The following is a 26,365-nucleotide window of genomic DNA, read 5'->3' as shown; positions in this document are numbered from 1 at the left end:
CGCAGTACTCAGGTGACCGCTCATGAATGATTTACAGATCGACGACATTAAAACCGACGAGAACGCCGCCATGGTGTTGTTGGTGGATGATCAGGCGATGATCGGCGAAGCGGTGCGCCGTGGGCTGTCGGATCAGGAAAACATCGACTTCCACTTCTGCTCCGACCCGCAGCAGGCCATTGCCCAGGCGGTGCGGATCAAACCGACGGTGATCCTCCAGGACCTGGTGATGCCCGGCCTCGATGGCCTGAGCCTGGTGCGCGAATACCGCAATCACCCGGCGACCAAGGACATTCCGATCATCGTCCTTTCGACCAAGGAAGATCCGCTGATCAAGAGCGCGGCGTTCTCTGCTGGCGCCAACGACTATCTGGTGAAACTGCCGGACACCATCGAACTGGTCGCGCGCATCCGCTATCACTCGCGCTCGTACATGACGCTGCTGCAACGCGATGCGGCCTACCGTGCGTTGCGGGTCAGCCAGCAGCAATTGCTCGACACCAATCTGGTGCTGCAAAGGCTGATGAACTCCGACGGCCTGACCGGGCTGTCCAACCGCCGTCACTTCGACGAGTACCTGGAACTGGAGTGGCGCCGTTCGCTGCGCGATCAGACGCAGCTGTCATTGCTGATGATCGACGTCGATTACTTCAAGTCGTACAACGACAGTTTTGGCCACGTAGAAGGCGACGAAGCGTTGCGCAAGGTCGCGACGGCGATCCGCGAGGCAAGCGCGCGACCGTCGGATCTGCCGGCGCGTTATGGCGGCGAGGAGTTTGTGCTGGTCCTGCCGAACACCTCGCCGGGCGGCGCGCGGCTGTTGGCCGAGAAGCTGCGCCAGACCGTGGCGGCGCTGAAGATCCCGCATAACACCCCGGCGGAAGGGGCGAGCCTGACCATCAGTATTGGTCTGGCGACGATGGTGCCGCAGGCGGGTAGCGATTGTCGGTTGCTGATCTCGGCGGCGGATCGTGGCCTTTATCTGGCTAAAAACAACGGTCGTAACCAGGTCGGGATCGAATAACGGCTTTCCCTCACCCCAGCCCTCTCCCGGAGGGAGAGGGGGCGGACCGAGGTGTCTGGCGCTGTACATCGACCTGATCGACCGAGTCGATTATGGATCTTCAGGCTTGGCGATTCCGGATTCGGCAAAGCCCTTTCACGTCGGCGTACCTCTCAAATATCCCCCAATCGGTCCCCTCTACCTCAGGGAGAGGGTTAGGGTGAGGGCAAAGGCTTTAATGATCCCCACACCCGCCAGACGGGCTGCCGCGACAGCCTGTTTACGTTATACTCGCCGGCTTTCAAAAGTTCGCCAACGAGTGCTGCCCGTCATGGAAATCAACCCGATCCTGAACACCATCAAGGACCTGTCCGAGCGCTCCGAAACTATTCGGGGGTATCTTTGACTACGATCAAAAGCATGAGCGTCTGACCGAAGTCAATCGCGAGCTTGAAGATCCGAGTGTCTGGAACAAACCTGAATACGCCCAGGAGCTGGGCCGCGAGCGTGCCGCGCTGGCGCAGATCGTCGACACCCTCGACGAACTGAACGGCGGTCTGGCTGATTGCCGCGACCTGCTGGAGATGGCCGTCGAAGAAAACGACGAAGGCGCAGTGGGCGATGTCGTCGCCGAGCTGGCCCGTCTCGAGGAAAATCTGGCCAAGCTGGAATTCCGCCGCATGTTCAGCCATGAAATGGATCCGAACAACGCCTACCTGGACATCCAGGCCGGGTCCGGCGGTACCGAAGCGCAGGACTGGGCCAACATCCTCCTGCGCATGTACCTGCGCTGGGCTGACAAACGCGGTTTCGACGCCACCATCATGGAACTTTCCGCCGGTGAAGTCGCCGGGATCAAGGGCGCGACCGTGCACATCAAGGGCGAATATGCCTTTGGCTGGCTGCGTACCGAGATCGGCGTGCACCGTCTGGTGCGCAAGAGCCCGTTCGACTCCGGCAACCGTCGCCACACTTCGTTCTCCGCCGTTTTCGTCTCGCCAGAGATTGATGACAAGGTGGAAATCGAAATCAACCCGGCAGACCTGCGGATCGACACCTATCGTTCCTCCGGTGCCGGTGGTCAGCACGTAAACACCACCGACTCGGCCGTACGTATCACCCACGTACCGACCAACACCGTGGTCAGCTGCCAGAACGAGCGTTCCCAGCACGCCAACAAGGACACCGCGATGAAAATGCTGCGGGCCAAGTTGTACGAGCAGGAAATGCAGAAGCGCAACGCCGCCTCGCAAGCGCTGGAAGACACCAAGTCGGACATCGGCTGGGGTCACCAGATCCGCTCTTACGTGCTCGATGCCTCGCGGATCAAGGATCTGCGTACCAACATCGAACGCAGCGATTGCGACAAGGTGCTCGACGGCGATATCGACGAGTATCTGGAAGCCAGCCTGAAATCGGGCCTGTAACAGACGCCAAAACAGGATCGAGCGACTCGACTCGATCCCTGTAGGAGCCAGCCTGCTGGCGATCCCCGGGCCGCAGGGCCCGGGGGCAACGAACCTGATGGAATACTTAAAGACATGAGCGACCTACAACTCGACCCGCAAGCCCTGCAACAGGAAGAAAACTCCCTGATCGCCCTGCGCAAGGAAAAGCTTGCTGCCGAGCGCGCCAAGGGCAATGCCTTCCCGAACGACTTCCGCCGCGAAAACTACTGCGATGCCTTGCAGAAACAGTACGCGGACAAGACCAAGGAAGAGCTGGCAGAGGCTGCAATCCCGGTCAAGGTAGCCGGTCGCATCATGCTCAACCGTGGCTCGTTCATGGTGATCCAGGACATGACCGGGCGCATCCAGGTCTACGTCAACCGCAAGACTTTGCCTGAAGAAACCCTGGCCGCGGTGAAAACCTGGGACATGGGCGACATCATTGCTGCCGAAGGCACTCTGGCGCGTTCCGGCAAGGGTGACCTGTACGTTGAAATGACCAGCGTGCGCCTCCTGACCAAGTCGCTGCGCCCGCTGCCGGACAAGCACCACGGCCTGACCGACACCGAACAACGCTACCGTCAGCGCTATGTCGACCTGATCGTCAACGAAGACGTGCGCCAGACCTTCCGCGTCCGTTCGCAAGTGATCGCACACATCCGCAGCTTCCTGATGAAGCGCGACTTCCTCGAAGTCGAAACGCCGATGCTGCAGACCATTCCCGGCGGCGCCGCGGCCAAGCCGTTCGAAACCCACCACAATGCGCTCGACCTGCCAATGTTCCTGCGTATCGCCCCAGAGCTGTATCTGAAGCGTCTGGTGGTTGGCGGTTTCGAAAAAGTGTTCGAGATCAACCGCAACTTCCGTAACGAAGGTGTTTCGACTCGTCACAACCCTGAATTCACCATGTTGGAGTTCTATCAGGCGTACGCCGATTACGAAGACAACATGGATCTCACCGAAGAACTGTTCCGCGAGCTGGCGCAGCTGGTTCTGGGCAGCACCGACGTGCCGTACGGCGACAAGGTGTTCCACTTCGGCGAACCTTTCGTGCGTCTGTCGGTGTTCGACTCGATCCTCAAGTACAACCCTGAGCTGACCGCCGATGATCTGAACGACATCGACAAGGCTCGCGCCATCGCCAAGAAGGCTGGCGCCAAGGTGCTGGGCTTCGAAGGTCTGGGCAAACTTCAGGTGATGATTTTCGAAGAACTGGTCGAGCACAAGCTGGAGCAGCCGCACTTCATCACTCAGTACCCGTTCGAAGTGTCGCCGCTGGCCCGTCGCAACGATGACAACCCGAACGTCACCGACCGTTTCGAGCTGTTCATCGGTGGTCGTGAAATCGCCAACGCCTACTCCGAGTTGAACGACGCGGAAGACCAGGCCGAGCGCTTCATGGCGCAGGTGGCCGACAAGGACGCGGGCGACGACGAAGCCATGCACTACGACGCCGACTTCGTCCGTGCGCTGGAGTACGGCATGCCGCCAACCGCCGGTGAAGGTATCGGCATCGATCGTCTGGTGATGTTGCTGACCAACTCGCCGTCGATCCGCGATGTGATCCTGTTCCCGCACATGCGACCGCAAGCGTAAACGTTTCAGTTGAAAAGCCGCCTAAAACAGGCGGCTTTTTATTGCCTGTCTGGTACAAATGTATCAATTGGTTAATTTGCAAATAGCAGAGGAAGTGCTGTCGTGATGGGTGCAATAGCTCAAGAAGGTGCAGCGGGTATCGCCACTGCGGTCGCTGAAAGTGTTCAGTACCAGGGCCGCAAGGCCAGCCGACAGGGCAGTGAGCAGCGTCGCCAGGACATTCTCGACGCAGCAATGCGCATTGTCGTGCGCGACGGCGTGCGTGCCGTGCGCCATCGTGCGGTCGCGGCGGAGGCGGGTGTGCCGCTGTCGGCGACCACGTATTACTTCAAGGATATCGATGACCTGCTCACCGATACCTTCGCCCAATACGTCGAACGCAGCGCGGCATACATGGCCAAATTGTGGGTCAACAACGAAGGTCTGTTGCGTGAAATGGTGGTCAGCGCCGACGGCAGCCCCGAATCGCGCTCGCAACTGGCCGATGACATTGCGCGGCTGATGGCCGATTACGTGCACCGGCAATTGATCAACCGCCGCGAGCATTTGATGGCTGAACAGGCATTCCGTCAGGAAGCGCTGCTCAACCCGCGTCTGGCCATTCTGGTGCGTTCGCATCAGCAGATTCTGCTGCAGGGTACTTGCCAGTTGTTCCAGGTATTGGGCTCGCGCGAACCGCAGCAGGATGCCAAGGTGTTGACGGCGATTATCGGGCGGATGGAATATCAGGGCCTGCTCAATGACGCCGAGCCCCTGGCCGAAGAGGACATGCTCGGGATTCTGACGCGGTATATGCACCTGGTGCTGGCATCGGTCTAGCGCTTGACGCTACACCTGTGGGAGCGAGCCTGCTCGCGAAAGCGCTCTGATATTCAACATCTCCGTTGTCTGACACAGTGCATTCGCGAGCAGGCTCGCTCCCACAAAGGCTTAAAGTCTGAGTTTCAGCACGTCACGTTTTCTACAGGAGTTTCGGGTGGACGATTACCAGCAGACGATACGCATGTTGTCCGATCGCATTGTGCTGGCGCAGACGCCGATCCGCGTGCTCGATGCGGTCAAGTGGGACGACAACGTGCGCAAGGGCTTCCTCAAGGCCAAAGGCAAGGAAATGCCGGCGGTGGATCGCGACTACTACCTCAACCGTCCGCTGTCATTCGATTCGAGCCAGGTCAAACTGGAATTCCAGAACATCGAGCGTGACATTACCCGTCAGCTCGGCCAGTTCAACCCGGTCGGGCAGATCATGCGGCGCATGTGCAAGGAATACCGCATGGTCGTGCGCATGCTCGAAGCGCGCGGCACCGAGGATTTCGGCCTGATCTCGCAAGAGCTGTACGGCGCGGCGTCCGATGCCTTCCACGCCGGTGACCCGACCCTGGCCGATCTTGGCCTGATGATGTCCGACTACCTGAACAACATCGACGGGCGCGGCGACCTCAAGGACGAGCCGAAAATCCTTACCGCCAAAGACGCCGTGCACCTGCTGCAAACCCGACTCAACAAGGTATTCGGCGAGGCCGAGGAAACCATTCGCGTATTCGAGTCCGACGGCATCGTCGCCGACGCCGCAGCGGGCGCCGACTACATCAAGATCCGCACCGACGCGCTGTTCAACGACCGCGATGTGCGCGCACTGGAAGTCCACGAAGGCCTCGTGCACGTCGGCACCACGCTCAACGGTTTGAACCAGCCGATCTGCACGTTCCTGTCGAAAGGCCCGCCCTCGTCGACGGTAACTCAGGAAGGCCTGGCGATCCTGATGGAAATCATCACCTTCGCCTCCTACCCGAGTCGCCTGCGCAAACTGACCAACCGCACCCGTGCGATTCACATGGTCGAAGAGGGCGCGGACTTCTTGCAGATCTACGAATTCTTCCGCGAGCAGGGTTTCGAAATGGCCGAAAGCTACGGCAACGCCAGCCGGGTTTTCCGCGGCTCGACGCCGACCGGTCTGCCATTCACCAAAGACTTGTCCTACCTCAAGGGCTTCATCATGGTTTACAACTACATTCAGTTGGCCGTGCGCAAAGGCAAGCTTGAGCAGATTCCGCTGTTGTTCTGTGGCAAGACCACCCTGGAAGACATGCGTACCTTGCGGCAACTGGTGGATGAGGGGCTGGTGGTGCCGCCGAAGTACCTGCCGGACCAGTTCCGGGACTTGAACGCGTTGTCGGCGTGGATGTGTTTCTCCAACTTCCTCAACCATTTGAGCCTGGACCGGATCGAAGCGGATTACTCCAATATCCTCTAGACCCAGCACCGAACCCATTGGGGGAGCGAGCCTGCTCGCGAATGCGATCTCACCTTCAACATTGATGTTGGCTGATAAACCGCTTTCGCGAGCAGGCTCGCTCCCACAGGTTTGTTTTATGTTCAGCTCTCTTCTCTGCGAGGTTTCACCGGATGAGAATCCTCGGCATCCTTTGCCTGCTCTTGACCCTCGGTGGCTGCAGTTCGCTGCTGTTCTACCCCGAACCTGGCCAGATCTTTACCCCGGACAAAGCCAGACTCGAATACCGCACTGTCACCCTGACCACCGCCGACGGCCTGAAACTCAATGCCTGGTGGCTGCCGGCCAAACCCGGCGTCGAGGTCAAAGGCACGGTCCTGCATCTGCACGGCAACGGCGGTAATCTGCCAATGCATCTGGGCGGGAGCTGGTGGTTGCCGAAAAATGGCTATCAGGTGCTGCTGGTCGACTATCGCGGTTATGGATTGTCCGAGGGCAAGCCGAGCCTGCCGGCGATCTATCAGGACATCGACGCGGCGTTCGCCTGGCTCGACAACGCGCCCGAGGTCAAAGGCAGACCGCTGGTGTTGCTCGGACAAAGCCTGGGCGGCGCCATGTCGGTGCATTGGCTGGCGCAGCACCCGGAACGGCAAAAACAGCTCAAGGCCTTGGTGCTGGATGGCGTGCCCGCCAGTTATCGCAGTGTCGGCCAGTTCGCCCTAAGCACCTCGTGGCTGACCTGGCCGTTGCAGGTGCCGCTGTCGTGGCTGGTACCCGATGGCGACAGCGCAATCAACTCGATGGCGCAGCTGACTGGCGTGCCCAAGCTGATCTTCCACAGCATCGACGATCCGCTGGTGCCGATGGCCAACGGCATTCGCCTGTATCAGGCAGCGCCGCCGCCGCGCGTGTTGCAGCTGACCCGTGGCGGTCATGTGCAAACCTTCGGCGACCCGGTGTGGCGCCAGGTCATGCTGCGCTATCTCGACGATCCCCAACACTTCGACGGCCTGCGCCGCCTTGGCGAAATCCCCAACTATCCGCCGCCTCCGAACAATGAAGATGAGACCCCGCAATGACTGAAGAACGCAACGCCATCCCGCTGATCATCACCGGTATCTGCAGCATCCTCGGCACCGTCGGAGCGCTGTGGTACTACGGCTATCTGCATTTCGCCAAGCCTGAGGACGCGTTGCTGCTGAACGAATTCACCATGCTCAAGACCGTACCGGGCGAGGACTACAAAGTCTCGCTGACCCCAGCGCCGCAAGTGGCGCAGTGTATTGATGGCGTGTTGGTGTTGTTCGATACCGAACAGAAAGGCCTGACCGGGGTGCTGGTCAACGCGCAGAAGAAAGCCGTGCGTTGCATGGGTGAAGAAACTCCGCAGAAACTCGAGCCCTAGAGAGTTTTCAACAATATGAAAGCCCTACATGACCAATGCAAGTGGGGCTTTTCATGTCAAGGTTCGGCTACTACTTTAATCGGATGGTCAGCGATCCAGCCAGATTTTTTGCCATCTATGACTTGATAACCGGTAAGGCGGAAGGTTCTTATTGGGAGTGGATCGACAATCTGCGCTGCCCAGTTCCCGTTGCCATCTACTACTGCGGTAGCCAACGATTTAGATGGTTGATTGTGTTCGAGCAACGTCACGGTCGCACCCGCAATACCCGTACCCATTATGACGGGGCGCTGGCCAGTGGAAGCATTTTTTGCCGGTGTAAGTATTAATGCAGGTGCTGGCGCGTCAACGACTTGAATGGAACGGTTGGTGATCCAACCCGACTTCTTGCCGTCGATGACTTGATAGCCGGTGAGATTAACTTTCCTTAGTGCTAGTGGATTGGCTATTCGCGCCGACCAATTTCCATGACCATCCACTACAGCAGTCGCCAGCGCTTTATAGGGTTGGTATTGTTCAAGTAACGTTACGGTTGCGCCGGCAATGCCCGTCCCAGTTACAACAGGGGTTACGCCCGTAAACATGTCGTTTGCCGGGGTAAGGATTTCAGCCGGCGCGGGAGTATCTACGACCTGAATGGGATGGTTAGCGATCCAACTGGATCTTTTGCCATCGATGACTTGATAACCCGTGAGGCTAAAGGTTCTTGTTGGCAATGGCTCTACGATCTGCACCGCCCAGTTTCCGTGACCGTCTATGACAGTCGTAGCTAAAATCTTATACGGTTGATTTTGTTCAACCAGCATCACCGTAGCGCCGGCAATGCCCGTCCCGGTCACCACGGGCTGTCGTCCTGTTTGGATGTTTTTCAGCGGAGTCAGAATTGAAGCAAGCGCTATGGGAATGTCGATAACTTCAAAAGCGCGCCCGGGGGCGAGCCCGGAAGAGCGGGGGCCGAAGAACTGCTGCGATGTAATGGTATGTTTGCCCAAGGCCAAGTTATCGGATGCCTGGAATGACCATTTGCCATGGGCATCCGCGATCGTTTCGCCTAATGTTTTCGCTGGTGTTGTTGCAGTTGATACAACGATTCGTGCACCCGGCCATGCAGTGCCTTCAATAACGGGTTTCAGCCCGGTTTTTTCGTTGACGATGGGCGTTACAATGATTGGAGACGGAACAGTTGTCGTGCAATAAGGCAAGTTCTGCCCATTTATTGCGACCGCAACGATCGCGCCTGTCTTGTCAGCCGAACATACGGCTACTTTGATTTTTGCGATCTTGTCCTCAAGCGAGCTGCCTGGCTGAAGCGCTGGATCTTTGGTGGAAGCCGTTTCCGGCGTTGCATCAAGCTGAATGTTTGAAACACTTCCTGCCATATTGGCGTAGCGAATCCACACGCCAGTCACACGGTTATCTTCGGCAGGAAACAGATCAAACCTCGTCGGTTGTCGAAACTCCAATGCGATCCAACTGGGTGTGGCCGGTCGCCTGATTGTGTAGACCTGAGGGCCGGGGGTTCCTAGCGTGGTCAATCGATACAGACCGGTGCGATTGATGACCGCCGCTTGTGTATCGTTTAGCCACCCGGAAAACCAACGATTATGGGCGGGATACAACGTCCCGCCACCCGATACGGAGTCGCCAGTATCGCCATAGCCAATGGTTATGCACTGATCAGGAGCAAATACGGTCTTGTCTGTCTTCGGGCATTTCGTATAAGTGCCGCCATGACCGTAGCCAAGATTGTGGCCTAATTCATGGTTGAATACATGGGAACTGCCAGGTTGACCCCTGATGTCCATTTTGTTGCCCGGCAGGAAGGCCACTGCTCCTCCGCCACACTCAGCAACGGCAATCAGATAATCATATGTTTTGTTCTGAGCTTTTGCGGCCGCGTCGGCGAGGGTTAAAACCGGTCCTGTACCACAGTTTCTCGGACCGAATTCGGCACTGATCATCTCGCCTTCGACCTGGAGTTTTCCTCCAGATGCTTCCTGAATGTAATTACGAAAGGAAAGCGGGTCGTCCGAAAATGTGTATTGCCAGAGTTTTTCTTTGTCGAAGTTGAATCCGTTCGTCCAATGACCCACAACCATCAGGATTTTTTTTCTGCCGACAACCTGACGCCCGACTATTTCTGCAGTTAATTGCGGCTCTTCTTCAACAGGCAGAGCGTCATCTTCGCGATAGTCGAATTCCTGCTCGGAAAGTGTTTTGATGTTGTCTGGTGAAGTTGAACGTTGGTTCGAGTTCTCAACCGCTTGTCCTAAAGCCATTTGAACGAAAATCAGGCTTGCGAAGATGAATAGAACAAAGATTTTCATGGAGTTTTCCTCTGGACCAATTTGGCTTGCTGGAATATCCGGTAAGTGTGAATTGACGTCTACTGTCAGAAATTACAGGTATAGACGAGTGGACATACATCCAGAAAAAAGTGAAAAGCCCCGCCTGATCACTCAGGCGGGGCTTTTGCGTTACAGCAGGGCGCTTAGTTCGAGCTAACAGCCGAACGTGGCATCACCGGCTGGTTGTCGTTGGAGATGGTCACTTCCACACGACGGTTCATCGCACGGCCCGAGACGCTGCCGTTATCTGCTACCGGGTATTCCTTGCCATAACCCTGAGTGACAATACGCGCTGGATCAACGCCCATTTTCACCAGCGCGGTGCGCACGGAGTTGGCGCGGCGCTCGGACAGCGACTGGTTGTAGCTCGCGGCGCCAGTGCTGTCGGTGTAACCCTCGACGATCACTTTGCGATCCGGGTTTTCCTGGAGGAACTGCGCCAGTTTGTTGATGTTCACCAAACCGCTGGACTTCAGATCAGCCTTGTTGGTGGCGAACAGCACGTCACCGAAAGTCACCAGCGTACCGCGATCGGTCTGCTTGGCGTTGAGGCTGTCCTGCAGCTGTTTGATCTGCTGGTCACGGGCATCCAGACGAGCCTGAGCGCGCTGTGCAGCGGCGTTTTTCAGGTTGTTTTCAGCGGTGCGCAGGGCGATGGTCTGCTTGGCCACTTCGACGCGCTGGTTGGTCAGGTAGGCCAGTTGGTCAACCTTGGCCGCGTCTTCTTTATCCAGATAAGCCTTGTCGGCCTTGTCCAGATAGTCGCTGGCGTCTTTGGTTTCCAGTGCCGCGACTTTGCTTGCCTGTGGGTTGGCCTGCAGGCCGGCGTAGTTGGTGCGTGCCTGTTCCAGGTTCGGGTTAGGCGGGGTGGAGCAGGCAGCCAGTGCAACGCTTGCGGCCAGAAGAGCGGGAATCATCAGTTGCTTACGCATAATTTGTCGTCCTTTCTATCGGTAAGAGTTTCAGCTTTGCGGTCGGGATGCGCGCTTACTGCACAGTGCGCTGGCTTTCCTGACGCAGTTCCTGAACACCTTTCTGGGAATCCTTCACAGCCTGTTCAGCCTTGGCGGCCTGAGCCTTGCGTTCAGCGACGCGAGCGTCCCATTCAGCCTGTTCGGACAGGCGACGGGCCTCGTCATACTTCTTGTCGTGCATGGCGATTTCAGCTTGTTTCAGTTTGTCCTGAGCCTGCTTCATTTCCACTGCAGCGAACTCGGTACCACCAGCGCTGACAGCGCTGTTGACGGCCGATTGGGTCACGGCGTACTGCTCGGTCGGTGGATTACCCGCGCAACCGGCCAGCACGAAGCTGGTGCCGATGGCCAGAGCGGCCAGTTTCAGACCGCGCAGGTGGGAAAACGAGGTTTGGGTTTTCATGGTCTTCAACTCCATTAGGCATCTCCTGAAAATACAACTGAATCCATCCTGGCAGAGGAGCCGAAAGCATCGCTTGTTGACGCGAATTGAAACGCTCGTTCCAGGCGTGGTTATCAGTTCCGACCGGCGGCTTTTTTGAAAAGTTCAGAAAAGATGGCCTATCGCCAAAAATTAAATTGACCGATTGGACAAGGCTCTGGGACGGGAACTTTGATGGTCGGAAGCGGTACGCGCGGGGTAAATATTCAGGATGTCACCATCCATTGTAGGAGTGAGCCCGCTCACGATAGCGGTGGGTCAGCCACGCATGGGGTAGCTGGAAAACGCCATCGCGAGCAGGCTCGCTCCTACAGTTTTGATTTGTGTCGGGTCAGTGCTTCTGCTTGTTCTCAGCCGACGACAAGTCATGCAGATGCCGCCGCGACAGCGCCAGAAAACGCGGGGTCGGGCCGACATCTTCATACAACGGGTCACCTTCCTCATCCGTCGCCACCACCGTTGAACCCTTCACATACGGCAGGCTCGCTTCGAACTCCTCGAGCGCGGCGCCGATCAGTTCGCCGAGCAGTTCCTCGGGATGACGCTTGGGGTACATTTCGGCAATCGCCGCCAGGCGAGCAGCGGATTCCACATCCAGGTGAATCGTGTAGCCAGTGTCGGTCAGGCGACCTTTGGCGTTTTCTTCCCAATGCTGGGCGAGTTCACGAATTTTCATGATGACCTCATTTCGCGCCTGCTGCAGGCAGGCCTGGGTGAGTGTCCGGCAGCGCCGGCGGCGGGCCTTCGTACGGCTTACTGTTGAGACTGGCTTTCGCGCGCAAGGTTTAAGTCGATTCGTCGCCTGCTTGTAAGAAGCGGCGCAGAGCGGCACTCTCTGGCAAAGCATTCATTTCTGCGCTGTCCCCGATTACCGCTGGAGAACTGCTGATGACCGATATTGATGCACGCTTGCGCGAAGACGTTCACCTGCTCGGAGAGCTGTTGGGCAACACCATTCGAGACCAGTACGGCGAGGCGTTCCTCGACAAGATCGAGCAGATTCGCAAGGGCGCCAAAGCCGACCGGCGTGGCTCGATGGACGCCGAACTGAGCGCCAGTCTCAATCAATTGAGCGAAGACGAATTGCTTCCGGTCGCGCGGGCCTTCAACCAGTTTCTCAACCTGGCCAACATCGCTGAGCAGTACCAACTGATCCATCGCCGCGAGGAGTCGCAGCCGGCGCCGTTCGAGTCGCGGGTATTGCCGGAACTGCTCGCGCGCCTGCGCAGTGAAGGCCACAGCGCTGAATCTCTGGCCCGGCAACTGGCGCGGCTGGAAATCGAACTGGTGCTCACCGCACACCCGACCGAAGTGGCACGGCGCACGCTTATCCAGAAGTACGACGCGATCGCCGCGCAACTGGCCGCACAGGATCATCGCGACCTGACCAGCGCCGAGCGCGAGCAGATCCAGACCAAACTGCAGCGGCTGATCGCCGAAGCCTGGCACACTGAGGAAATCCGCCGCACCCGACCGACCCCGGTCGATGAAGCCAAGTGGGGCTTTGCAGTGATCGAGCACTCCTTGTGGCAGGCGATCCCCAACCATATGCGCAAGGCCGATCAGGCGCTGTTCGCTGCGACGGGCCTGCGCTTGCCGCTGGAAGCCGCGCCGATTCGCTTTGCCTCGTGGATGGGCGGCGACCGTGACGGCAACCCCAATGTCACTGCAGCAGTGACCCGAGAAGTTTTACTCCTGGCGCGCTGGATGGCCGCTGATTTGTACCTGCGCGACGTCGATCATCTCGCTGCCGAACTGTCGATGCAGCAGGCCAGCGACGCGCTGAAGGCCAAGGCAGGCGACAGCGCCGAACCCTATCGCGCAGTCCTCAAGCAATTGCGCGAACGCTTGCGAGCTACGCGCAATTGGGCGCATGCCGCGTTGACCGCGCCGACCCCGGCACCCGCCGATGTGCTGCACGACAATCGCGATCTGCTCGAACCTTTGCAGCTGTGTTTCAACTCGCTGCACGAATGCGGCATGGGCGTTATCGCCGACGGGCCGTTGCTCGATTGCCTGCGTCGGGCGGTGACGTTCGGCCTGTTCCTGGTGCGCCTCGATGTGCGCCAGGATTCCACGCGGCACAGTTCGGCGATGACGGAAATCACCGATTACCTCGGCCTCGGCCGCTATGAAGACTGGGACGAAGAGCAGCGCATCAACTTCCTCACCGAGGAGCTGAGCAACCGTCGTCCGTTGCTGCCGGCGCATTTCAAACCGTCGGCGGACACCGCTGAAGTGCTCAACACCTGCAAGGAAATCGCCGCCGCGCCTGCTGCGTCGCTGGGCTCCTACGTGATCTCCATGGCGGGCGCCGCTTCCGATGTGCTGGCCGTACAACTGCTGCTCAAGGAATCCGGTGTGCTGCGGCCGATGCGCGTAGTGCCGCTGTTCGAAACCCTCGCCGACCTCGATAACGCCGGGCCGGTGATGGAACGTCTATTGCTGTTGCCGGGCTATCGCGCGCGCCTGCACGGCCCGCAGGAAGTGATGATCGGCTATTCCGATTCGGCCAAGGATGCCGGCACCACCGCTGCGGCCTGGGCGCAATATCGCGCGCAGGAGCGCCTGGTGGAAATCTGCCGCGAGCAGCAAGTCGAACTGTTGTTGTTCCACGGTCGCGGCGGCACCGTGGGCCGTGGTGGCGGCCCGGCCCACGCGGCGATTCTGTCGCAGCCGCCGGGCTCAGTGGCGGGGCGCTTCCGGACCACCGAGCAGGGCGAAATGATTCGTTTCAAATTCGGCCTGCCAGACATCGCCGAGCAAAACCTCAATCTCTATCTGGCCGCCGTGCTCGAAGCGACCTTGCTGCCACCGCCGCCGCCGACCCCTGAATGGCGGCATCTGATGGACGAATTGGCGGCTGACGGTGTCAGCGCTTACCGCCAGGTGGTGCGGGAAAATCCGCAATTCGTCGAGTATTTCCGTCAGTCGACCCCGGAGCAGGAACTGGGACGTTTGCCTTTGGGCAGTCGTCCCGCCAAACGTCGTGCCGGCGGTATCGAAAGCCTGCGGGCGATCCCGTGGATTTTCGGCTGGACCCAAACGCGGCTGATGCTGCCGGCCTGGCTCGGTTGGGAGACGGCGCTGAGCAAGGCCCTGGAGCGCGGCGAGGGGGAGTTGCTCGGGCAGATGCGCGAGCAATGGCCGTTCTTCCGCACCCGCATCGACATGCTGGAAATGGTTCTGGCCAAAGCCGACGCGGATATTGCGCAGTCCTACGACGAGCGTCTGGTCGAAGCCGAACTGCTGCCGTTGGGCGCGCAGTTACGCGACCTATTGTCGCAGGCTTGCTCGGTGGTGCTCGGTCTGACCGGGCAGTCGCAGCTGCTGGCGCACAGCCCGGACACCCTCGAATTCATCCGCTTGCGCAACACCTACCTCGACCCGCTGCATCTATTGCAGGCGGAGTTGTTGGCGCGCTCGCGGCAGCAGGAAGTCGAGCAGGGCAGCCCGGTGGAACAGGCGCTGCTGGTGTCTGTAGCGGGGATTGCCGCCGGCTTGCGCAATACCGGCTAAGGTTGCTGATCACGTCAGGCGGCATTCGCGATGAGGGTCGGATGCCGCTTCTCCTGCTGTAGGAAAGTGCCGCGAGGCGACAGTTAATGTAGGGGTTGCGACTTGGGTTACCGCGTCGCGAGGTCACGGCGGGCGTCGGTTTCTCCGACTTTTGGCGTCTTGTGTGGGCGCAGCCTGCTGTGTATCTTGATCAGCCTTTGGCCGTTTGTGCGGCCACGACCCGTATTTTCAGGATCCGCCGGTTACGTGCGAATCCTTTGTTTTGTAAAGCTTTTATATAAAAAATTGAGGAGCACATCGATGCGCGTCATTCTGCTGGGAGCTCCCGGGGCCGGTAAAGGTACTCAGGCAAAGTTCATCACCGAGAAATTCGGCATTCCGCAAATCTCCACCGGCGACATGCTGCGTGCTGCGGTCAAGGCTGGCACTCCCCTGGGCGTGCAAGCCAAGAGCATCATGGATGCCGGCGGCCTGGTGTCGGATGACCTGATCATCGCGCTGGTCAAGGACCGCATCGCTCAACCTGATTGCGCCAACGGTTTCCTGTTCGACGGCTTCCCGCGCACCATTCCGCAGGCCGAAGCACTGGTCACTGCCGGTGTCGAACTGGACGCCGTGGTGGAAATCGCTGTTGAAGACGAAGAAATCGTCCAGCGCATCGCCGGTCGCCGTGTTCACGAAGCCAGCGGCCGCGTTTACCACATCGTCTACAACCCGCCGAAACTGGCTGGCAAGGACGACATCACCGGCGAAGAGCTGGTGCAGCGCAAGGACGACACCGAAGAAACCGTGCGTCATCGTCTGTCGGTCTACCATTCGCAGACCAAGCCGCTGGTGGAGTTCTACCAGAACCTGTCTGCCGCCAATGGTGGCAAGCCGAAGTACAGCCACATTCCAGGCGTGGGTTCGGTCGATGCGATCACCGCCAAGGTGCTGGCCGCGCTGAGCTGAAAAGTCTGAACCGCAGCATCAATCCACGGCCCGCTTGCGGGCCGTAGTTGTTTATACTGACGCACTTTTTTCCCACCCCTGTTTTGGAAACATCGATGAGCACCTTGCTGGCCCTGGACACCGCGACTGAAGCTTGCTCCGTTGCCTTGCTGCATGACGGCAAGGTCACGAGCCATTACGAGGTGATCCCGCGTTTGCACGCGCAGAAGCTGCTGCCGATGATCCAGCGATTGCTCGCCGATGCGGGCACCACATTGCAAGCGGTCGACGCCATCGCTTTCGGTCGTGGCCCGGGCGCGTTTACCGGTGTGCGGATTGCCATCGGCGTAGTGCAAGGTTTGGCGTTCGCGCTGGATCGTCCGGTGCTGCCGGTATCCAATCTTGCGGTGTTGGCGCAGCGTGCCTTGCGTGAGAAGGGCGTCAGCCAGGTCGCGGCCGCCATCGATGCGCGGATGGATGAAGTGTATTGGGGCTGCTATCGCGAGACGGCGGGGGAGATGCGTCTGGTTGGCGCCGAAGCCGTGCTGCCGCCGGAAGTGGCTGCGTTGCCGGCCGATGCCAGCGGCGACTGGTTCGGTGCCGGAACCGGTTGGGGTTATGGTGAGCGCATTGCGGTCAATCTGAGCGGCTCCGACGCCGGCATGTTGCCCCACGCTGAAGACCTGCTGACGCTGGCGCGTTTCGCCTGGGAGCGCGGCGAATCGATCCCGGCGGATGACGCCCAGCCGGTTTACCTGCGCGATAAAGTCGCCACCCCCAAAGCCCGCTGATCTCCGGTCTGTGCTGTTCCCTTTGGCGAGGGAGCTTGCTCCCGTTCGGCTGCGCAGCAGTCGCAAACCCTGCATTCGCGATTTGACTGATGAATAAACGGGGCCGCTTCGCTGCCCAGCGGGAGCAAGCTCCCTCGCCACAAAAGCGCCCGCCGGGTATTCAGTGCCTTATCCCTAATCCAGTCAATCGTCAGTTTCTACCCCCTCGCTTAAAACCTTTTGCGCTTTCTGTGTTCTAGTTATCACTCGGCGGTTTGCTAAGTCGGTCAAGTGCCGCTAAATTGCCATCATCGATACCGAGCATGACATTATGCGTATAGACGGCGTTTCCACTCAGTCCTATCCCATCAAGCGCAAGCCGCGCAAAGGCAATGCGGCGCTGGATGAGTCCGTCGACATCATCGACGGCGAGCTGGAATTCCCGAGCGAAGAGCAGTTGGCCGCCCGTGCTGCCCAAGCCACCGCGCAACGTCTGAGCAACCTGCCTGCCCGTCAGCAAGACATGATCTACCACCGCGCAATGAAGAAAAGCGTAGCGATGGCGTTGGCCAGCTACCTGAGTACTGCCGGTTTTGTCGATTGGGATGCGGACGTGCTGGGCCTCGATCTGTATATCTGATGGATCTGCCTTACTACCTCGGATGTCCGTCCTGGAGCGAAAATGCCTGGCGCGAGTATATGTATCCGGTAGATGCAAAAACCTCCGATTTTCTCGCTCTCTATTGCCAGGTGTTCAACGCCGTCGAAGGCAACACCACCTTCTACGCCAGCCCTTCGCCAGCCACTGTGCAGCGCTGGGCCGAGATCATGCCGGCGCACTTTCGCTTTACCGCCAAATTCCCCGGCGACATCAGTCACAGTGGCGACCTGCGCGAGCAACTGACTGCTGCCGAAACCTTCCTGCAATTACTCAAGCCGTTGGGCGAGCGTGTTTCGCCGCTGTGGCTGCAATTGTCGAAAAGCTTTACACCGCAGCGTCTGCCGGAACTGGTGGCGTTCATCGACGCGCTGGATTGCCCGCTTGCGGTGGAAGTACGCAATGAACAGTTCTTCGCCAAGGGCGAGAGCGAGCGCCTGCTCAATCGCCTGCTGCTGGATCGCGGCGTGGAGCGCATCTGTCTCGACCCGCGTGCGCTGTTCAGTTGCCTGTCGACCGAGTCTTCGGTGATCCACGCGCAATCGAAAAAGCCACGCGTGCCGACCCGTCCCGCAGCGTTCACGCAGTTTCCGCAGGTGCGCTTCATCGGCCATCCCGAGCTTGAGGCCAACGATGCGTTTCTCGTGCCGTGGGTGGCGAAAATTGCCGAATGGATCGAAGAGGGCCGCACCCCGTACATCTTTCTGCACACCGCCGACAACCTGTTGGCAGCGAAACTCGCGCAACGTTTTCACGCGCAACTGATGCAACGTTTGCCTGGCTTGCCCGCGCTGCCTGAGCTATACAGAGAACCCGCCGTCGAGCAGCTTGGCTTGCTCTGAGGCGGTTTTTTTCTGCCCGGGAGCCCGTCGATGAACGTCCAAGCCAGTCAGGCGCAACTGCGTAAAGCCCAAGCCTTCAAAGCCCTGCATGATCGTCAAGGGACTTTCGTGATTCCCAATCCGTGGGACGCCGGTTCGGCGAAGATGCTCGCCAGTCTGGGTTATTCGGCCTTGGCCACCACCAGCGCCGGTTACGCGTTCTCCCAAGGCAAGGCGGACGGCGCGTTGAGTCTCGACGAGACCCTGGCCAATGTCCGCGCGATCGTCGCAGCGACTGATCTGCCGGTGGCGGTGGATTTGGAAAACGGCTTTGCCGATGACCCGGTCGAGGCTGCGCAGAGTCTTCTGCGCGCAGCCGAGGCGGGGGCGGTGGGTGGTTCGATCGAAGATGCCACGGGGCGTCCGGACGCGCCGATCTATTGCTTCGAACACGCCGTGGCGCGCATTGAAGCCGCCGTCGCCGCGGTGCGCACGCTGCCGTTTCCCTTTGTCCTCACCGCTCGCGCGGAAAACTACCTGCACGGTAATCCCGACCTCGATGACACCATTCGCCGCTTGCAGGCATTTGCCGCCGCAGGTGCCGACGTTCTTTATGCGCCGGGTTTGCGCAGCGCCGAAGAAGTGCGCGCAGTGGTGCAGGCCGTGGCGCCGAAACCGGTCAATGTGTTGATGTCTGGCGGTTTGAAACTGACCGTACAACAGCTCGAGGAAATGGGCGTACGGCGGATCAGCACCGGATCGGCGCTGGCGCTGGCGGCGTTCGGCGAATTTTTCCGCGCGGCTGAAGAAATCCAGCAGTCCGGCACGTTTGGCTTTACGTCGCAGTCGATGCCGTACGCCAGGGCCAATCAATTCTTCAAGGACTGAGCATGGGGCGTTGGCTGTTCTGGTTGGTGTTGCTGGCGATCGGCGGTGCAGCGGTCAGTGTCTGGCGCGGCTGGCTGGACGTGCCAGCGCAATGGAATCCGTGGGCACCGCTGGACGTAAAAGCCGCGCCCAACTGGCTGACCGGTTACAAACTCATGCGCCTGCGCAGCGATCCTGAGCTGTGCGCACAGGCGCTGGGCAGCGCGGATCTGCGCGTCAGCCGCCAGGCCGACAGTCCCGGTGCGAAGTGCCCGCTGATCGGCGCTCTGCGTGTGCAGGGCGGTGAAGTGGCGCTGAGCAGCAGTTTCATCGCCAGCTGCCCGCTGGCGGTGGCCTACGCGATGTTCGAACACCACACCCTGCAACCGGTCGCGCAATCGGTGTATGGCCAGAAAGTCACGCGTGTCGACCATCTCGGCAGCTTCGCCTGTCGCAATGTCTACAACCGTGAGAACGGCGCCCTCAGTCGGCACGCCAGTGCCGACGCGCTGGACATCGCCGGCTTCCGCCTGGCTGATGGACGCACGATCAGCGTGCTCAAGGATTGGCCCAAACAAAATCAGGACGCACAGTTTCTGCGCCAGGTGCGCGATGGCGCCTGTGAGTCATTCAGTGTGGTGTTGAGCCCGGATTACAACGCCGCCCATCGCAATCACTTTCATGTCGATGTCGGGCGCTGGAGCGTGTGTCGCTGAGGGTCAGGCGGCGAGGCGCAGGTTCTGCAGAACGATCGGGCGAGCCCAGCCGTTGTCGAAGTCCAGGGCCTTCTGCTGCTCGACGATTTCTTCCGGCGGGAACGGTGGGTACGGCTTCTGCAGCAAGTCCAGGTCGAACTCGGCGATCGGCAGGTACAGTGGGCGTTTTTGCGGAGCGGGGCCTGGCTCAGGCAGCGGCTGGCCATTGTTGATCACGATCGGTCGCACCCAACTGCTATCGAAATCCTGCTGCTCTTGCTGGGCTTTGAGTTCTTCTGGCGGGAACGGTGGGAACGGCTTGTCCAGCAGCTCCATTTCGAATTCAGCGATTGGCAGGAACAGCGGCTCTGGCGGGCGAACTTCGGTTTCAACCACATCGCACTCGCGCTGGCTGACGATGTGCGCGTGCAGCTCGCTGCCAACGGTCGGTTCTTCCGGGCTGTTCAAGTCAACCGGTGGAAACGTGCCACAGGCCGGCACCACTTCACTCGTCTGTTCGGCCAGGGCCTGGGCAAAGAAATCCTGCCACAGGTGACTGACGCCGCTCAGTGCTTGAGTGTTATGACGGCTGAAGTCGCCATGGGGCGAAACGTAGCCAATCGATGTGGGAAGAATGCCTGACATTTTTTTCGGTTGCCGCTCAGCTCTGGCAAAATGCGCGTTGAATGGTTTATCGGCGGTTTTTTGTCGATCCTTAACTTTTTTGAGCGTTTTTTCATGATCGAGTCACCCGCGGCCTGCCGCATCCAAGTCCAGGCCCTCGCCCCGACGTTTCAAGCACAAGCCGAGCACTGGGCCGAGCGTCTCGGCCTGCCGCTCGGCGAGGCGGACGGCGAGTTCGCCTTGCAGGTCGGCGAGCAGGGGTTGCAGTTGCAGCAGCTTGGTCCGGACGCCCCGGGCCCGGTGCGGGTCGACTTTGTCGAAGGCGGCGCGGCGCACCGGCGTTTGTATGGCGGCGGCAGCGGGCAGATGATCGCCAAAGCGGTCGGCATCGCCCAAGGCGTGCGTCCGCGCGTGCTGGACGCCACGGCAGGGCTGGGCAAGGATGCGTTCGTGCTGGCCAGTCTGGGTTGTGAGATGAGCCTGATCGAGCGTCAGCCGTTGATCGGCGCGCTGCTCGAGGATGGGCTGGCGCGGGCGGCGGAAGATTTCGACGTGGCGCCGATCGTGGCGCGGATGAAATTGCTCAAGGGCAACTCCATCGAAGTGATGCGCAGTTGGGAAGGGGAGCCGCCGCAGGTGATCTATCTCGACCCGATGTTCCCGCATCGCGAGAAAACCGCGTTGGTGAAAAAGGAAATGCGCCTGTTTCGCCCGCTGGTCGGTGATGATCCGGATGCACCGGCCCTGCTTGAAGCGGCGCTGGCGCTGGCCACGCACCGGGTAGTCGTCAAACGCCCGCGCAAGGCACCGTGCATCGAAGGGCCGAAACCGAGCCATGCGCTGGATGGCAAATCGAGCCGGTATGACATTTATCCTAAAAAAGCGCTGAAGCCCTGAGACCGCGTCGCCCCATTCGCGAGCAGGCTCGCTCCCACAGTTGAAATGCATTCCAATGTGGGAGCGAGCCTGCTCGCGAAGCGGTCTGCACAAGCACCGCAAAACTGTCAGGGTTTGTACGCCCTCATAAACAACCCCACCACCTCCCTTACATGGCGCTCCGCCGCCTCACCCGTCAGCGGCTCGCCGCAGCCATAAAGCAAACGGAAATTTCCCGCGCCTTTGATCAGGCAGAAGAAATGCTCAGCGGCATTGCGTGGCTGGTCGATGCTCAGCGCGCCGCTCGCATGGATCTTCGCCAGCAAACCTTCCATGCCGTTGACCACACGCTCGGGGCCGGCCTCGAAGAAGATCAGCGACAGCTTCGGGTCCTGGCTGCCCAGCGCCATGATCAAGCGGTGCAGGTTGACTGATTCATCGCTGTTGATCAGTTGGTGGAAGCCTCGGGCAATGTTCAGCAACACATTTTCCACCGGGATGTTTTCCGGCAACTCGAAGAACAGCGGCGGCAGTTGTTCCTCGCATTTCGCGACGACGGCGGCGGAAAACAGCGTCTCCTTGTCGTTGAAATGGCTGTAGACCGTCAGCTTCGACACGCCGGCCTCGCTGGCGACCGCGTCCATGCTGGTGTTGGCGTAGCCATGACAGAGAAACAGGGTTTTCGCCGCGTCGAGGATCGCCTGGCGCTTGGCCAGATCCTTGGGGCGGCCCGGGCCGTTTGGAGCTGAAAGATTGTTCGACATTCTTCGCTTTTAATACTGGACTGGTGAGTTTGCTATTAATACCATACCCGCCAGTATAAATATTCCAAGCCTCATTCGCGAAAGGTCCGTCACCATGTTCCGCCATGCGTTGTCCTTTGCCGTGCCAGTCAGTCTGGCGTTCCTGTTATCGGCGTGCGGTCAGGAAGAGGTGACGAAAGTCACCGTGCGACCGGCCATGGTGGTGCAACCCGAGCCTTCGGCGCAGGCGATGGAAAGTTATCCGGGCGAGGTTCGCGCCCGTTATGAGCCTGATCTGGCGTTCCGCATCGGCGGCAAAGTCAGCCGACGACTGGTCGACGAAGGTCAGCGGGTCAAGGCCGATCAGCCCTTGGCCGAACTCGATCCGCAAGACGCACGATTGCAACTGGAGGCCACCCGCGCGCAGGTCGCCGCCGCCGAGGCCAATCTGAACCTGGTGCGCGCCGAGCGCGATCGCTACAAAACCCTGATGGAGCGGCAGATGGTCAGCCGCTCGGCCTACGACAACGCGGAAAATCTATACCGCTCCGGCGAAGCCCGCCTTAAACAAATCAAAGCCGAATTCAACGTATCGACCAACCAGGCCAGTTACGCGGTGCTGCGTGCGCCACAGGACGGTGTGGTGGCCAAGCGTTCGGTGGAAGTCGGCCAAGTGGTCGCCGCCGGGCAAACCGTGTTCACCCTCGCCACCGACGGCGAGCGCGAAGTCCTGATCAGTCTGCCGGAGCAAAGCTTCGGCCGCTTCAAGGTCGGTCAGCCAGTGACCGTGGAATTGTGGGCACAGCAGAATCAACGCTTCGCCGGGCAGATCCGCGAGCTGTCGCCATCCGCCGACCCGCGCTCTCGCACCTTTGCCGCGCGTATCTCCTTCACCAGCGGCAAAGTCCCGGCGCAATTGGGGCAGAGCGCCCGGGTGTTCGTGCAAGCGGCCGACAGTGTTTCGCTGTCCATTCCGCTTTCGGCGCTGACCGCTGAGAACGGCGCGACCTACGTCTGGGTGGTCAACGGCAACAACACGTTGAAGAAAACCCCGGTGCGGGTCGGCCCGTTCGGCGAGAAAAGCGTGGCAGTCCTCCAAGGCCTGAATGCCAGCGACTGGGTGGTGGCCGCCGGCGTCCATGTGTTGCTCGATGGTCAGCAGGTGCGACCGGTGGATCGCTCCAACCGTGTGGTCAATCTGGCGAACAAGGAGTAAGCCCCGATGCGCTTCAACCTCTCCGAATGGGCGTTGCGTAATCGCCAGATCGTACTGTTCCTGATGCTTTTGCTCGCCGTTGTCGGCGCGCTGTCCTACACCAAACTCGGCCAGAGCGAAGACCCGCCGTTCACCTTCAAGGCGATGGTCATCCAGACCCGCTGGCCCGGTGCGACCGCGCAGGAAGTCTCGCGCCAGGTCACCGAACGCATCGAAAAGAAGCTGATGGAAACCGGCGAGTACGAACGCATCATGTCGTTCTCCCGCCCCGGCGAATCCCAGGTCACTTTCATTGCCCGCGATTCGATGCACTCCAAGCAAATCCCCGACCTCTGGTATCAATTGCGCAAAAAGGTCGGCGACATCCGCCAGACCTTGCCGCCGGGAATCCAGGGGCCGTTTTTCAACGACGAGTTCGGCACCACCTTCGGCAATATCTACGCGCTGACCGGCGACGGTTTCGATTACGCCGTGCTCAAGGATTACGCCGACCGCATCCAGATCCAGCTGCAACGGGTCAAGGACGTTGGCAAGGTCGAACTGCTCGGCCTGCAGGACGAGAAGATCTGGGTCGAGCTGTCCAACGTCAAACTCGCCACCCTCGGCTTGCCGCTGGCAGCGGTGCAGCAGGCGCTGGAGGAGCAGAACGCGGTCTCTACGGCGGGGTTCTTCGAAACCGGTAGCGAGCGCTTGCAGCTACGCGTTTCAGGGAATTTTCAGACAGTCGATGAGATAAAGAACTTTCCGATCCGCGTCGCCGATCGTACGTTCCGCATCTCCGATATCGCCGATGTGCGTCGCGGTTTCAGCGACCCCCCGGCGCCGCGCATGCGTTTCATGGGCGACGATGCGATCGGTCTGGCCGTGGCGATGAAGGATGGCGGCGACATTCTGGTGCTGGGCAAAGCGCTGGAAGGCGAATTTTCGCGGATCCAGAAAAATCTCCCGGCCGGGATGCAGCTGCGCAAGGTCTCCGATCAGCCGGCCGCAGTGAAAACCGGGGTCGGCGAGTTTGTTCAGGTGTTGGTCGAAGCGCTGGCGATCGTCCTGCTGGTGAGTTTCTTCTCTCTCGGCGTGCGCACTGGCATGGTCGTCGCGTTGACCATTCCGCTGGTGCTGGCGATGACCTTCGCCTGCATGTACTACCTCGGGATCGGCCTGCACAAGATCTCCCTCGGTGCACTGGTACTGGCGCTGGGGCTTCTGGTGGACGACGCGATCATCGCCGTGGAAATGATGGCGATCAAAATGGAGCAGGGTTTCGATCGCATTCGCGCGGCAAGTTATGCCTGGACCAGTACGGCGTTTCCGATGCTCACCGGCACGTTGATCACCGCCGCCGGCTTCCTGCCGATTGCCACTGCGCAGTCCGGCACTGGCGAATATACCCGCTCGATTTTCCAAGTGGTGACCATTGCCTTGCTGGCCTCATGGGTCGCGGCGGTAATGTTCGTGCCGTATCTGGGGGAAAAACTCCTGCCGGATCTGGCGAAAATTCATGCGGCAAAACACGGCACTGGCGATGGTCAGCCGGACCCGTACGCGACGCCGTTTTATCAGCGCGTGCGGCGACTGGTGGAGTGGTGCGTGGCGCATCGCAAGACTGTGATCGTGCTGACCGTGGGCCTGTTCATCGCCTCGGTGATGCTGTTCCGTTTCGTCCCGCAGCAGTTCTTCCCGGCTTCGAACCGGCTGGAGTTGATGGTTGATCTGAAACTCGCCGAAGGCGTTTCGCTGGCCAACACCACCAGTGAAGTCAAACGCCTCGAGGCGCTGCTCAAGGAGCACGCCGGTATCGAGAATTATGTGGCCTATGTCGGCACTGGCTCGCCGCGTTTCTACCTGCCGCTGGATCAGCAATTGCCGGCGGCGAGTTTTGCCCAGTTTGTGGTGTTGGCGAAAACCATCGAAGAGCGTGAAGCGCTGCGCAACTGGTTGATCGAAACCCTCAACGAACAATTCCCGGCCCTGCGTTCGCGGGTTACTCGTTTGGAAAACGGTCCGCCGGTTGGCTATCCGGTGCAGTTCCGCGTCACCGGCGAACACATTGAAGAGGTTCGAGCGCTGGCGCGCAAAGTGGCGGCGAAGGTTCGCGAGAACCCGCATGTGGTCAATGTGCATCTGGACTGGGAAGAGCCGAGCAAAGTCGTCTACCTGAACATCGACCAGGACCGCGCCCGTGCACTTGGCGTGAGCACCGCCAATCTGGCGAAATTCCTCCAGAGTTCCCTGGTCGGCTCAACGGTCAGCCAGTATCGCGAAGATAACGAATTGATCGAGATTCTGCTGCGCGGCACCGTGCATGAACGCACTGAATTGTCCTTGTTGCCGAGCCTCGCGGTGCCGACCGATAATGGCCGCAGTGTGGCGCTGTCGCAGATTGCCACGCTGGAGTATGGCTTCGAGGAAGGCATCATCTGGCACCGCAACCGCCTGCCGAACGTGACCGTGCGTGCCGATATTTATGGCAAGGAGCAACCGGCGACGCTGGTCAAACAGATCATGCCGACGCTTGACCCGATTCGCGCCGAATTGCCCGATGGTTATCTGCTGGATGTCGGCGGCACGGTGGAGGATTCCGAGCGCGGGCAGAAGTCGGTGAATGCCGGGGTGCCGATGTTTATTGTCGTGGTACTGACCTTGCTGATGGTGCAACTGCGCAGTTTCTCGCGTACGGCGATGGTGTTTCTCACTGCACCTCTGGGGTTGATCGGGGTGACGCTGTTTCTGATGGTGTTCCGGCAGCCGTTCGGGTTTGTGGCGATGTTGGGGACCATCGCATTGTCCGGGATGATCATGCGCAACTCGGTGATTCTGGTGGATCAGATCGAGCAGGATATTGCTGCCGGGCTCAGGCCTTGGCAGGCGATCATCGAGGCGACGGTGCGGCGCTTTCGGCCGATTGTGCTGACGGCGCTGGCGGCGGTGCTGGCGATGATTCCGTTGTCGCGCAGTGTGTTTTTCGGGCCGATGGCGGTGGCGATCATGGGTGGGTTGATTGTCGCAACGGCGCTGACTTTGTTGTTTTTGCCGGCGTTGTATGCGGCTTGGTTCAGGGTTCGCAAAGACTCCGTTTGAGTTGTGGTTGCGTGGCGGCCTGAGGGCCGACCATGCTTTGGGTGTTTTGGGTGTATATCCGTTTCTGCGGGTGTTGCTGATTACGGTTCCGCCCTTACGGCGGGTCACCTTTTTCAAAC

Annotated in this window: 23 protein-coding genes; 17 read left to right on the top strand and 6 right to left on the bottom strand. The window is 59.7% G+C overall.

Going from position 1 to position 26,365, the window contains the following annotated elements:
- Positions 1–22: 22 nt before the first annotated feature.
- The 7 genes from QRN33_RS23490 (at position 23) to QRN33_RS23460 (ending at position 7,685) form a co-directional block, all read left to right on the top strand.
- Positions 23–1,024, top strand: a complete 1,002-nt coding sequence (locus QRN33_RS23490) for a response regulator (RefSeq protein WP_285410407.1) — start codon at positions 23–25, stop codon at positions 1,022–1,024.
- 310 nt (positions 1,025–1,334) lie between these two features.
- A protein-coding gene (prfB, locus tag QRN33_RS23485) for a peptide chain release factor 2 (protein ID WP_116658289.1) occupies positions 1,335–2,430 on the top strand; the annotation gives its coding sequence in 2 pieces (ribosomal slippage) (positions 1,335–1,406 and positions 1,408–2,430; 1,095 coding nt in all).
- Between the two features lie 114 nt (positions 2,431–2,544).
- On the top strand, positions 2,545–4,047 hold the full coding sequence (gene lysS / locus QRN33_RS23480) for a lysine--tRNA ligase (RefSeq protein ID WP_042606948.1): 1,503 nt from the start codon (positions 2,545–2,547) through the stop codon (positions 4,045–4,047).
- Between the two features lie 105 nt (positions 4,048–4,152).
- Positions 4,153–4,866, top strand: a complete 714-nt coding sequence (locus QRN33_RS23475; protein ID WP_039762412.1) for a TetR/AcrR family transcriptional regulator — start codon at positions 4,153–4,155, stop codon at positions 4,864–4,866.
- A gap of 184 nt (positions 4,867–5,050) precedes the next feature.
- Entirely contained in the window at positions 5,051–6,301 is a 1,251-nt protein-coding gene (locus QRN33_RS23470) for a flavohemoglobin expression-modulating QEGLA motif protein (protein WP_166554750.1), read from the top strand.
- 152 nt (positions 6,302–6,453) lie between these two features.
- Complete coding sequence (locus tag QRN33_RS23465; protein WP_285410403.1) at positions 6,454–7,359, top strand: alpha/beta hydrolase; 906 nt, start codon at positions 6,454–6,456, stop codon at positions 7,357–7,359.
- Positions 7,356–7,685 carry a PA3694 family proteiin gene (locus QRN33_RS23460; protein WP_285410401.1) on the top strand — a complete coding sequence of 110 codons (330 nt, stop codon included), beginning with the start codon at positions 7,356–7,358 and terminating at the stop codon, positions 7,683–7,685. The genes QRN33_RS23465 and QRN33_RS23460 overlap by 4 nt, the downstream gene beginning before the upstream one ends.
- A 56-nt stretch (positions 7,686–7,741) precedes the next feature.
- Here the strand turns inward: QRN33_RS23460 and QRN33_RS23455 are convergent, their stop codons facing one another.
- The 4 genes from QRN33_RS23455 to QRN33_RS23440 all read right to left on the bottom strand — a co-directional run bounded on the left by QRN33_RS23455 (position 7,742) and on the right by QRN33_RS23440 (position 12,125).
- Positions 7,742–10,012 carry a hypothetical protein gene (locus tag QRN33_RS23455; protein ID WP_285410399.1) on the bottom strand — a complete coding sequence of 757 codons (2,271 nt, stop codon included), beginning with the start codon at positions 10,010–10,012 and terminating at the stop codon, positions 7,742–7,744.
- Between the two features lie 164 nt (positions 10,013–10,176).
- Positions 10,177–10,965, bottom strand: coding sequence for a lipotoxin F family OmpA-related lipoprotein LptF (gene lptF / locus QRN33_RS23450; RefSeq protein WP_285410397.1), 789 nt, complete (start codon positions 10,963–10,965; stop codon positions 10,177–10,179).
- A gap of 55 nt (positions 10,966–11,020) precedes the next feature.
- Positions 11,021–11,425 carry a DUF4398 domain-containing protein gene (locus QRN33_RS23445; RefSeq protein ID WP_024011747.1) on the bottom strand — a complete coding sequence of 135 codons (405 nt, stop codon included), beginning with the start codon at positions 11,423–11,425 and terminating at the stop codon, positions 11,021–11,023.
- A 355-nt stretch (positions 11,426–11,780) separates the two neighbouring features.
- A complete protein-coding gene (locus QRN33_RS23440; RefSeq protein ID WP_042606952.1) occupies positions 11,781–12,125 on the bottom strand; it encodes a hypothetical protein in 345 nt (114 codons plus the stop codon).
- A 212-nt stretch (positions 12,126–12,337) separates the two neighbouring features.
- On the opposite strand from QRN33_RS23440, the gene ppc reads away from it, so the two are divergent.
- From ppc to QRN33_RS23405, 7 genes are all read left to right on the top strand, one after another.
- On the top strand, positions 12,338–14,968 hold the full coding sequence (gene ppc, locus QRN33_RS23435; protein ID WP_083352020.1) for a phosphoenolpyruvate carboxylase: 2,631 nt from the start codon (positions 12,338–12,340) through the stop codon (positions 14,966–14,968).
- Positions 14,969–15,268: 300 nt separating this feature from the next.
- Positions 15,269–15,919: an adenylate kinase gene (gene adk / locus QRN33_RS23430; protein WP_042606954.1), complete on the top strand. Its 651-nt coding sequence runs from the start codon at positions 15,269–15,271 to the stop codon at positions 15,917–15,919.
- A gap of 95 nt (positions 15,920–16,014) precedes the next feature.
- Positions 16,015–16,689, top strand: a complete 675-nt coding sequence (tsaB, locus tag QRN33_RS23425) for a tRNA (adenosine(37)-N6)-threonylcarbamoyltransferase complex dimerization subunit type 1 TsaB (protein ID WP_285410391.1) — start codon at positions 16,015–16,017, stop codon at positions 16,687–16,689.
- 310 nt (positions 16,690–16,999) lie between these two features.
- Positions 17,000–17,308, top strand: coding sequence for a hypothetical protein (locus QRN33_RS23420; protein ID WP_024011752.1), 309 nt, complete (start codon positions 17,000–17,002; stop codon positions 17,306–17,308).
- The gene (locus tag QRN33_RS23415) at positions 17,308–18,168 is read left to right on the top strand and encodes a DUF72 domain-containing protein (protein WP_285410389.1); all 861 of its coding nucleotides are present in this window, start codon (positions 17,308–17,310) and stop codon (positions 18,166–18,168) included. The genes QRN33_RS23420 and QRN33_RS23415 overlap by 1 nt, the downstream gene beginning before the upstream one ends.
- 30 nt (positions 18,169–18,198) lie before the next feature.
- Positions 18,199–19,035, top strand: coding sequence for an isocitrate lyase/PEP mutase family protein (locus tag QRN33_RS23410; protein WP_285410387.1), 837 nt, complete (start codon positions 18,199–18,201; stop codon positions 19,033–19,035).
- A 2-nt stretch (positions 19,036–19,037) separates the two neighbouring features.
- Positions 19,038–19,730 (top strand): extensin-like domain-containing protein, encoded by a 693-nt coding sequence (locus QRN33_RS23405; RefSeq protein ID WP_065615300.1) that lies wholly within the window; start codon positions 19,038–19,040, stop codon positions 19,728–19,730.
- Between the two features lie 3 nt (positions 19,731–19,733).
- Here QRN33_RS23405 and QRN33_RS23400 read toward each other — a convergent pair whose 3' ends face one another.
- Positions 19,734–20,354 carry a hypothetical protein gene (locus QRN33_RS23400; protein WP_042606960.1) on the bottom strand — a complete coding sequence of 207 codons (621 nt, stop codon included), beginning with the start codon at positions 20,352–20,354 and terminating at the stop codon, positions 19,734–19,736.
- A gap of 93 nt (positions 20,355–20,447) precedes the next feature.
- Here QRN33_RS23400 and QRN33_RS23395 point away from each other — a divergent pair, with 93 nt between their 5' ends.
- On the top strand, positions 20,448–21,230 hold the full coding sequence (locus tag QRN33_RS23395; RefSeq protein WP_042607052.1) for a class I SAM-dependent methyltransferase: 783 nt from the start codon (positions 20,448–20,450) through the stop codon (positions 21,228–21,230).
- 107 nt (positions 21,231–21,337) lie between these two features.
- Here the strand turns inward: QRN33_RS23395 and QRN33_RS23390 are convergent, their stop codons facing one another.
- A complete protein-coding gene (locus QRN33_RS23390) occupies positions 21,338–21,973 on the bottom strand; it encodes a TetR/AcrR family transcriptional regulator (protein WP_064364271.1) in 636 nt (211 codons plus the stop codon).
- 94 nt (positions 21,974–22,067) lie between these two features.
- On the opposite strand from QRN33_RS23390, the gene QRN33_RS23385 reads away from it, so the two are divergent.
- Positions 22,068–23,168 (top strand): efflux RND transporter periplasmic adaptor subunit, encoded by a 1,101-nt coding sequence (locus QRN33_RS23385; RefSeq protein WP_285410383.1) that lies wholly within the window; start codon positions 22,068–22,070, stop codon positions 23,166–23,168.
- Between the two features lie 6 nt (positions 23,169–23,174).
- Positions 23,175–26,246 (top strand): efflux RND transporter permease subunit, encoded by a 3,072-nt coding sequence (locus QRN33_RS23380; RefSeq protein ID WP_042606963.1) that lies wholly within the window; start codon positions 23,175–23,177, stop codon positions 26,244–26,246.
- Positions 26,247–26,365: the final 119 nt, after the last annotated feature.

Origin of the sequence: Pseudomonas sp. FR229a (genome assembly GCF_030209115.1) — a bacterium.
Taxonomy (GTDB): Bacteria; Pseudomonadota; Gammaproteobacteria; order Pseudomonadales; family Pseudomonadaceae; genus Aquipseudomonas; species Aquipseudomonas moraviensis_A.
Note: the sequence above shows the minus strand (reverse complement) of the source record. Positions and strands in the feature narration are given on the sequence as shown.

Bases quoted from the DNA above. Each gene is read 5' to 3' on its own strand.
- QRN33_RS23490 (WP_285410407.1), top strand. From the start codon at position 23: ATGAATGATTTACAGATCGACGACATTAAAACCGACGAGAACGCCGCC.
- lysS (WP_042606948.1), top strand. From the start codon at position 2,545: ATGAGCGACCTACAACTCGACCCGCAAGCCCTGCAACAGGAAGAAAAC.
- QRN33_RS23475 (WP_039762412.1), top strand. From the start codon at position 4,153: ATGGGTGCAATAGCTCAAGAAGGTGCAGCGGGTATCGCCACTGCGGTC.
- QRN33_RS23470 (WP_166554750.1), top strand. From the start codon at position 5,051: ATGTTGTCCGATCGCATTGTGCTGGCGCAGACGCCGATCCGCGTGCTC.
- QRN33_RS23465 (WP_285410403.1), top strand. From the start codon at position 6,454: ATGAGAATCCTCGGCATCCTTTGCCTGCTCTTGACCCTCGGTGGCTGC.
- QRN33_RS23460 (WP_285410401.1), top strand. From the start codon at position 7,356: ATGACTGAAGAACGCAACGCCATCCCGCTGATCATCACCGGTATCTGC.
- QRN33_RS23455 (WP_285410399.1), bottom strand. From the start codon at position 10,012: ATGAAAATCTTTGTTCTATTCATCTTCGCAAGCCTGATTTTCGTTCAA.
- lptF (WP_285410397.1), bottom strand. From the start codon at position 10,965: ATGCGTAAGCAACTGATGATTCCCGCTCTTCTGGCCGCAAGCGTTGCA.
- QRN33_RS23445 (WP_024011747.1), bottom strand. From the start codon at position 11,425: ATGGAGTTGAAGACCATGAAAACCCAAACCTCGTTTTCCCACCTGCGC.
- QRN33_RS23440 (WP_042606952.1), bottom strand. From the start codon at position 12,125: ATGAAAATTCGTGAACTCGCCCAGCATTGGGAAGAAAACGCCAAAGGT.
- ppc (WP_083352020.1), top strand. From the start codon at position 12,338: ATGACCGATATTGATGCACGCTTGCGCGAAGACGTTCACCTGCTCGGA.
- adk (WP_042606954.1), top strand. From the start codon at position 15,269: ATGCGCGTCATTCTGCTGGGAGCTCCCGGGGCCGGTAAAGGTACTCAG.
- tsaB (WP_285410391.1), top strand. From the start codon at position 16,015: ATGAGCACCTTGCTGGCCCTGGACACCGCGACTGAAGCTTGCTCCGTT.
- QRN33_RS23420 (WP_024011752.1), top strand. From the start codon at position 17,000: ATGCGTATAGACGGCGTTTCCACTCAGTCCTATCCCATCAAGCGCAAG.
- QRN33_RS23415 (WP_285410389.1), top strand. From the start codon at position 17,308: ATGGATCTGCCTTACTACCTCGGATGTCCGTCCTGGAGCGAAAATGCC.
- QRN33_RS23410 (WP_285410387.1), top strand. From the start codon at position 18,199: ATGAACGTCCAAGCCAGTCAGGCGCAACTGCGTAAAGCCCAAGCCTTC.
- QRN33_RS23405 (WP_065615300.1), top strand. From the start codon at position 19,038: ATGGGGCGTTGGCTGTTCTGGTTGGTGTTGCTGGCGATCGGCGGTGCA.
- QRN33_RS23400 (WP_042606960.1), bottom strand. From the start codon at position 20,354: ATGTCAGGCATTCTTCCCACATCGATTGGCTACGTTTCGCCCCATGGC.
- QRN33_RS23395 (WP_042607052.1), top strand. From the start codon at position 20,448: ATGATCGAGTCACCCGCGGCCTGCCGCATCCAAGTCCAGGCCCTCGCC.
- QRN33_RS23390 (WP_064364271.1), bottom strand. From the start codon at position 21,973: ATGTCGAACAATCTTTCAGCTCCAAACGGCCCGGGCCGCCCCAAGGAT.
- QRN33_RS23385 (WP_285410383.1), top strand. From the start codon at position 22,068: ATGTTCCGCCATGCGTTGTCCTTTGCCGTGCCAGTCAGTCTGGCGTTC.
- QRN33_RS23380 (WP_042606963.1), top strand. From the start codon at position 23,175: ATGCGCTTCAACCTCTCCGAATGGGCGTTGCGTAATCGCCAGATCGTA.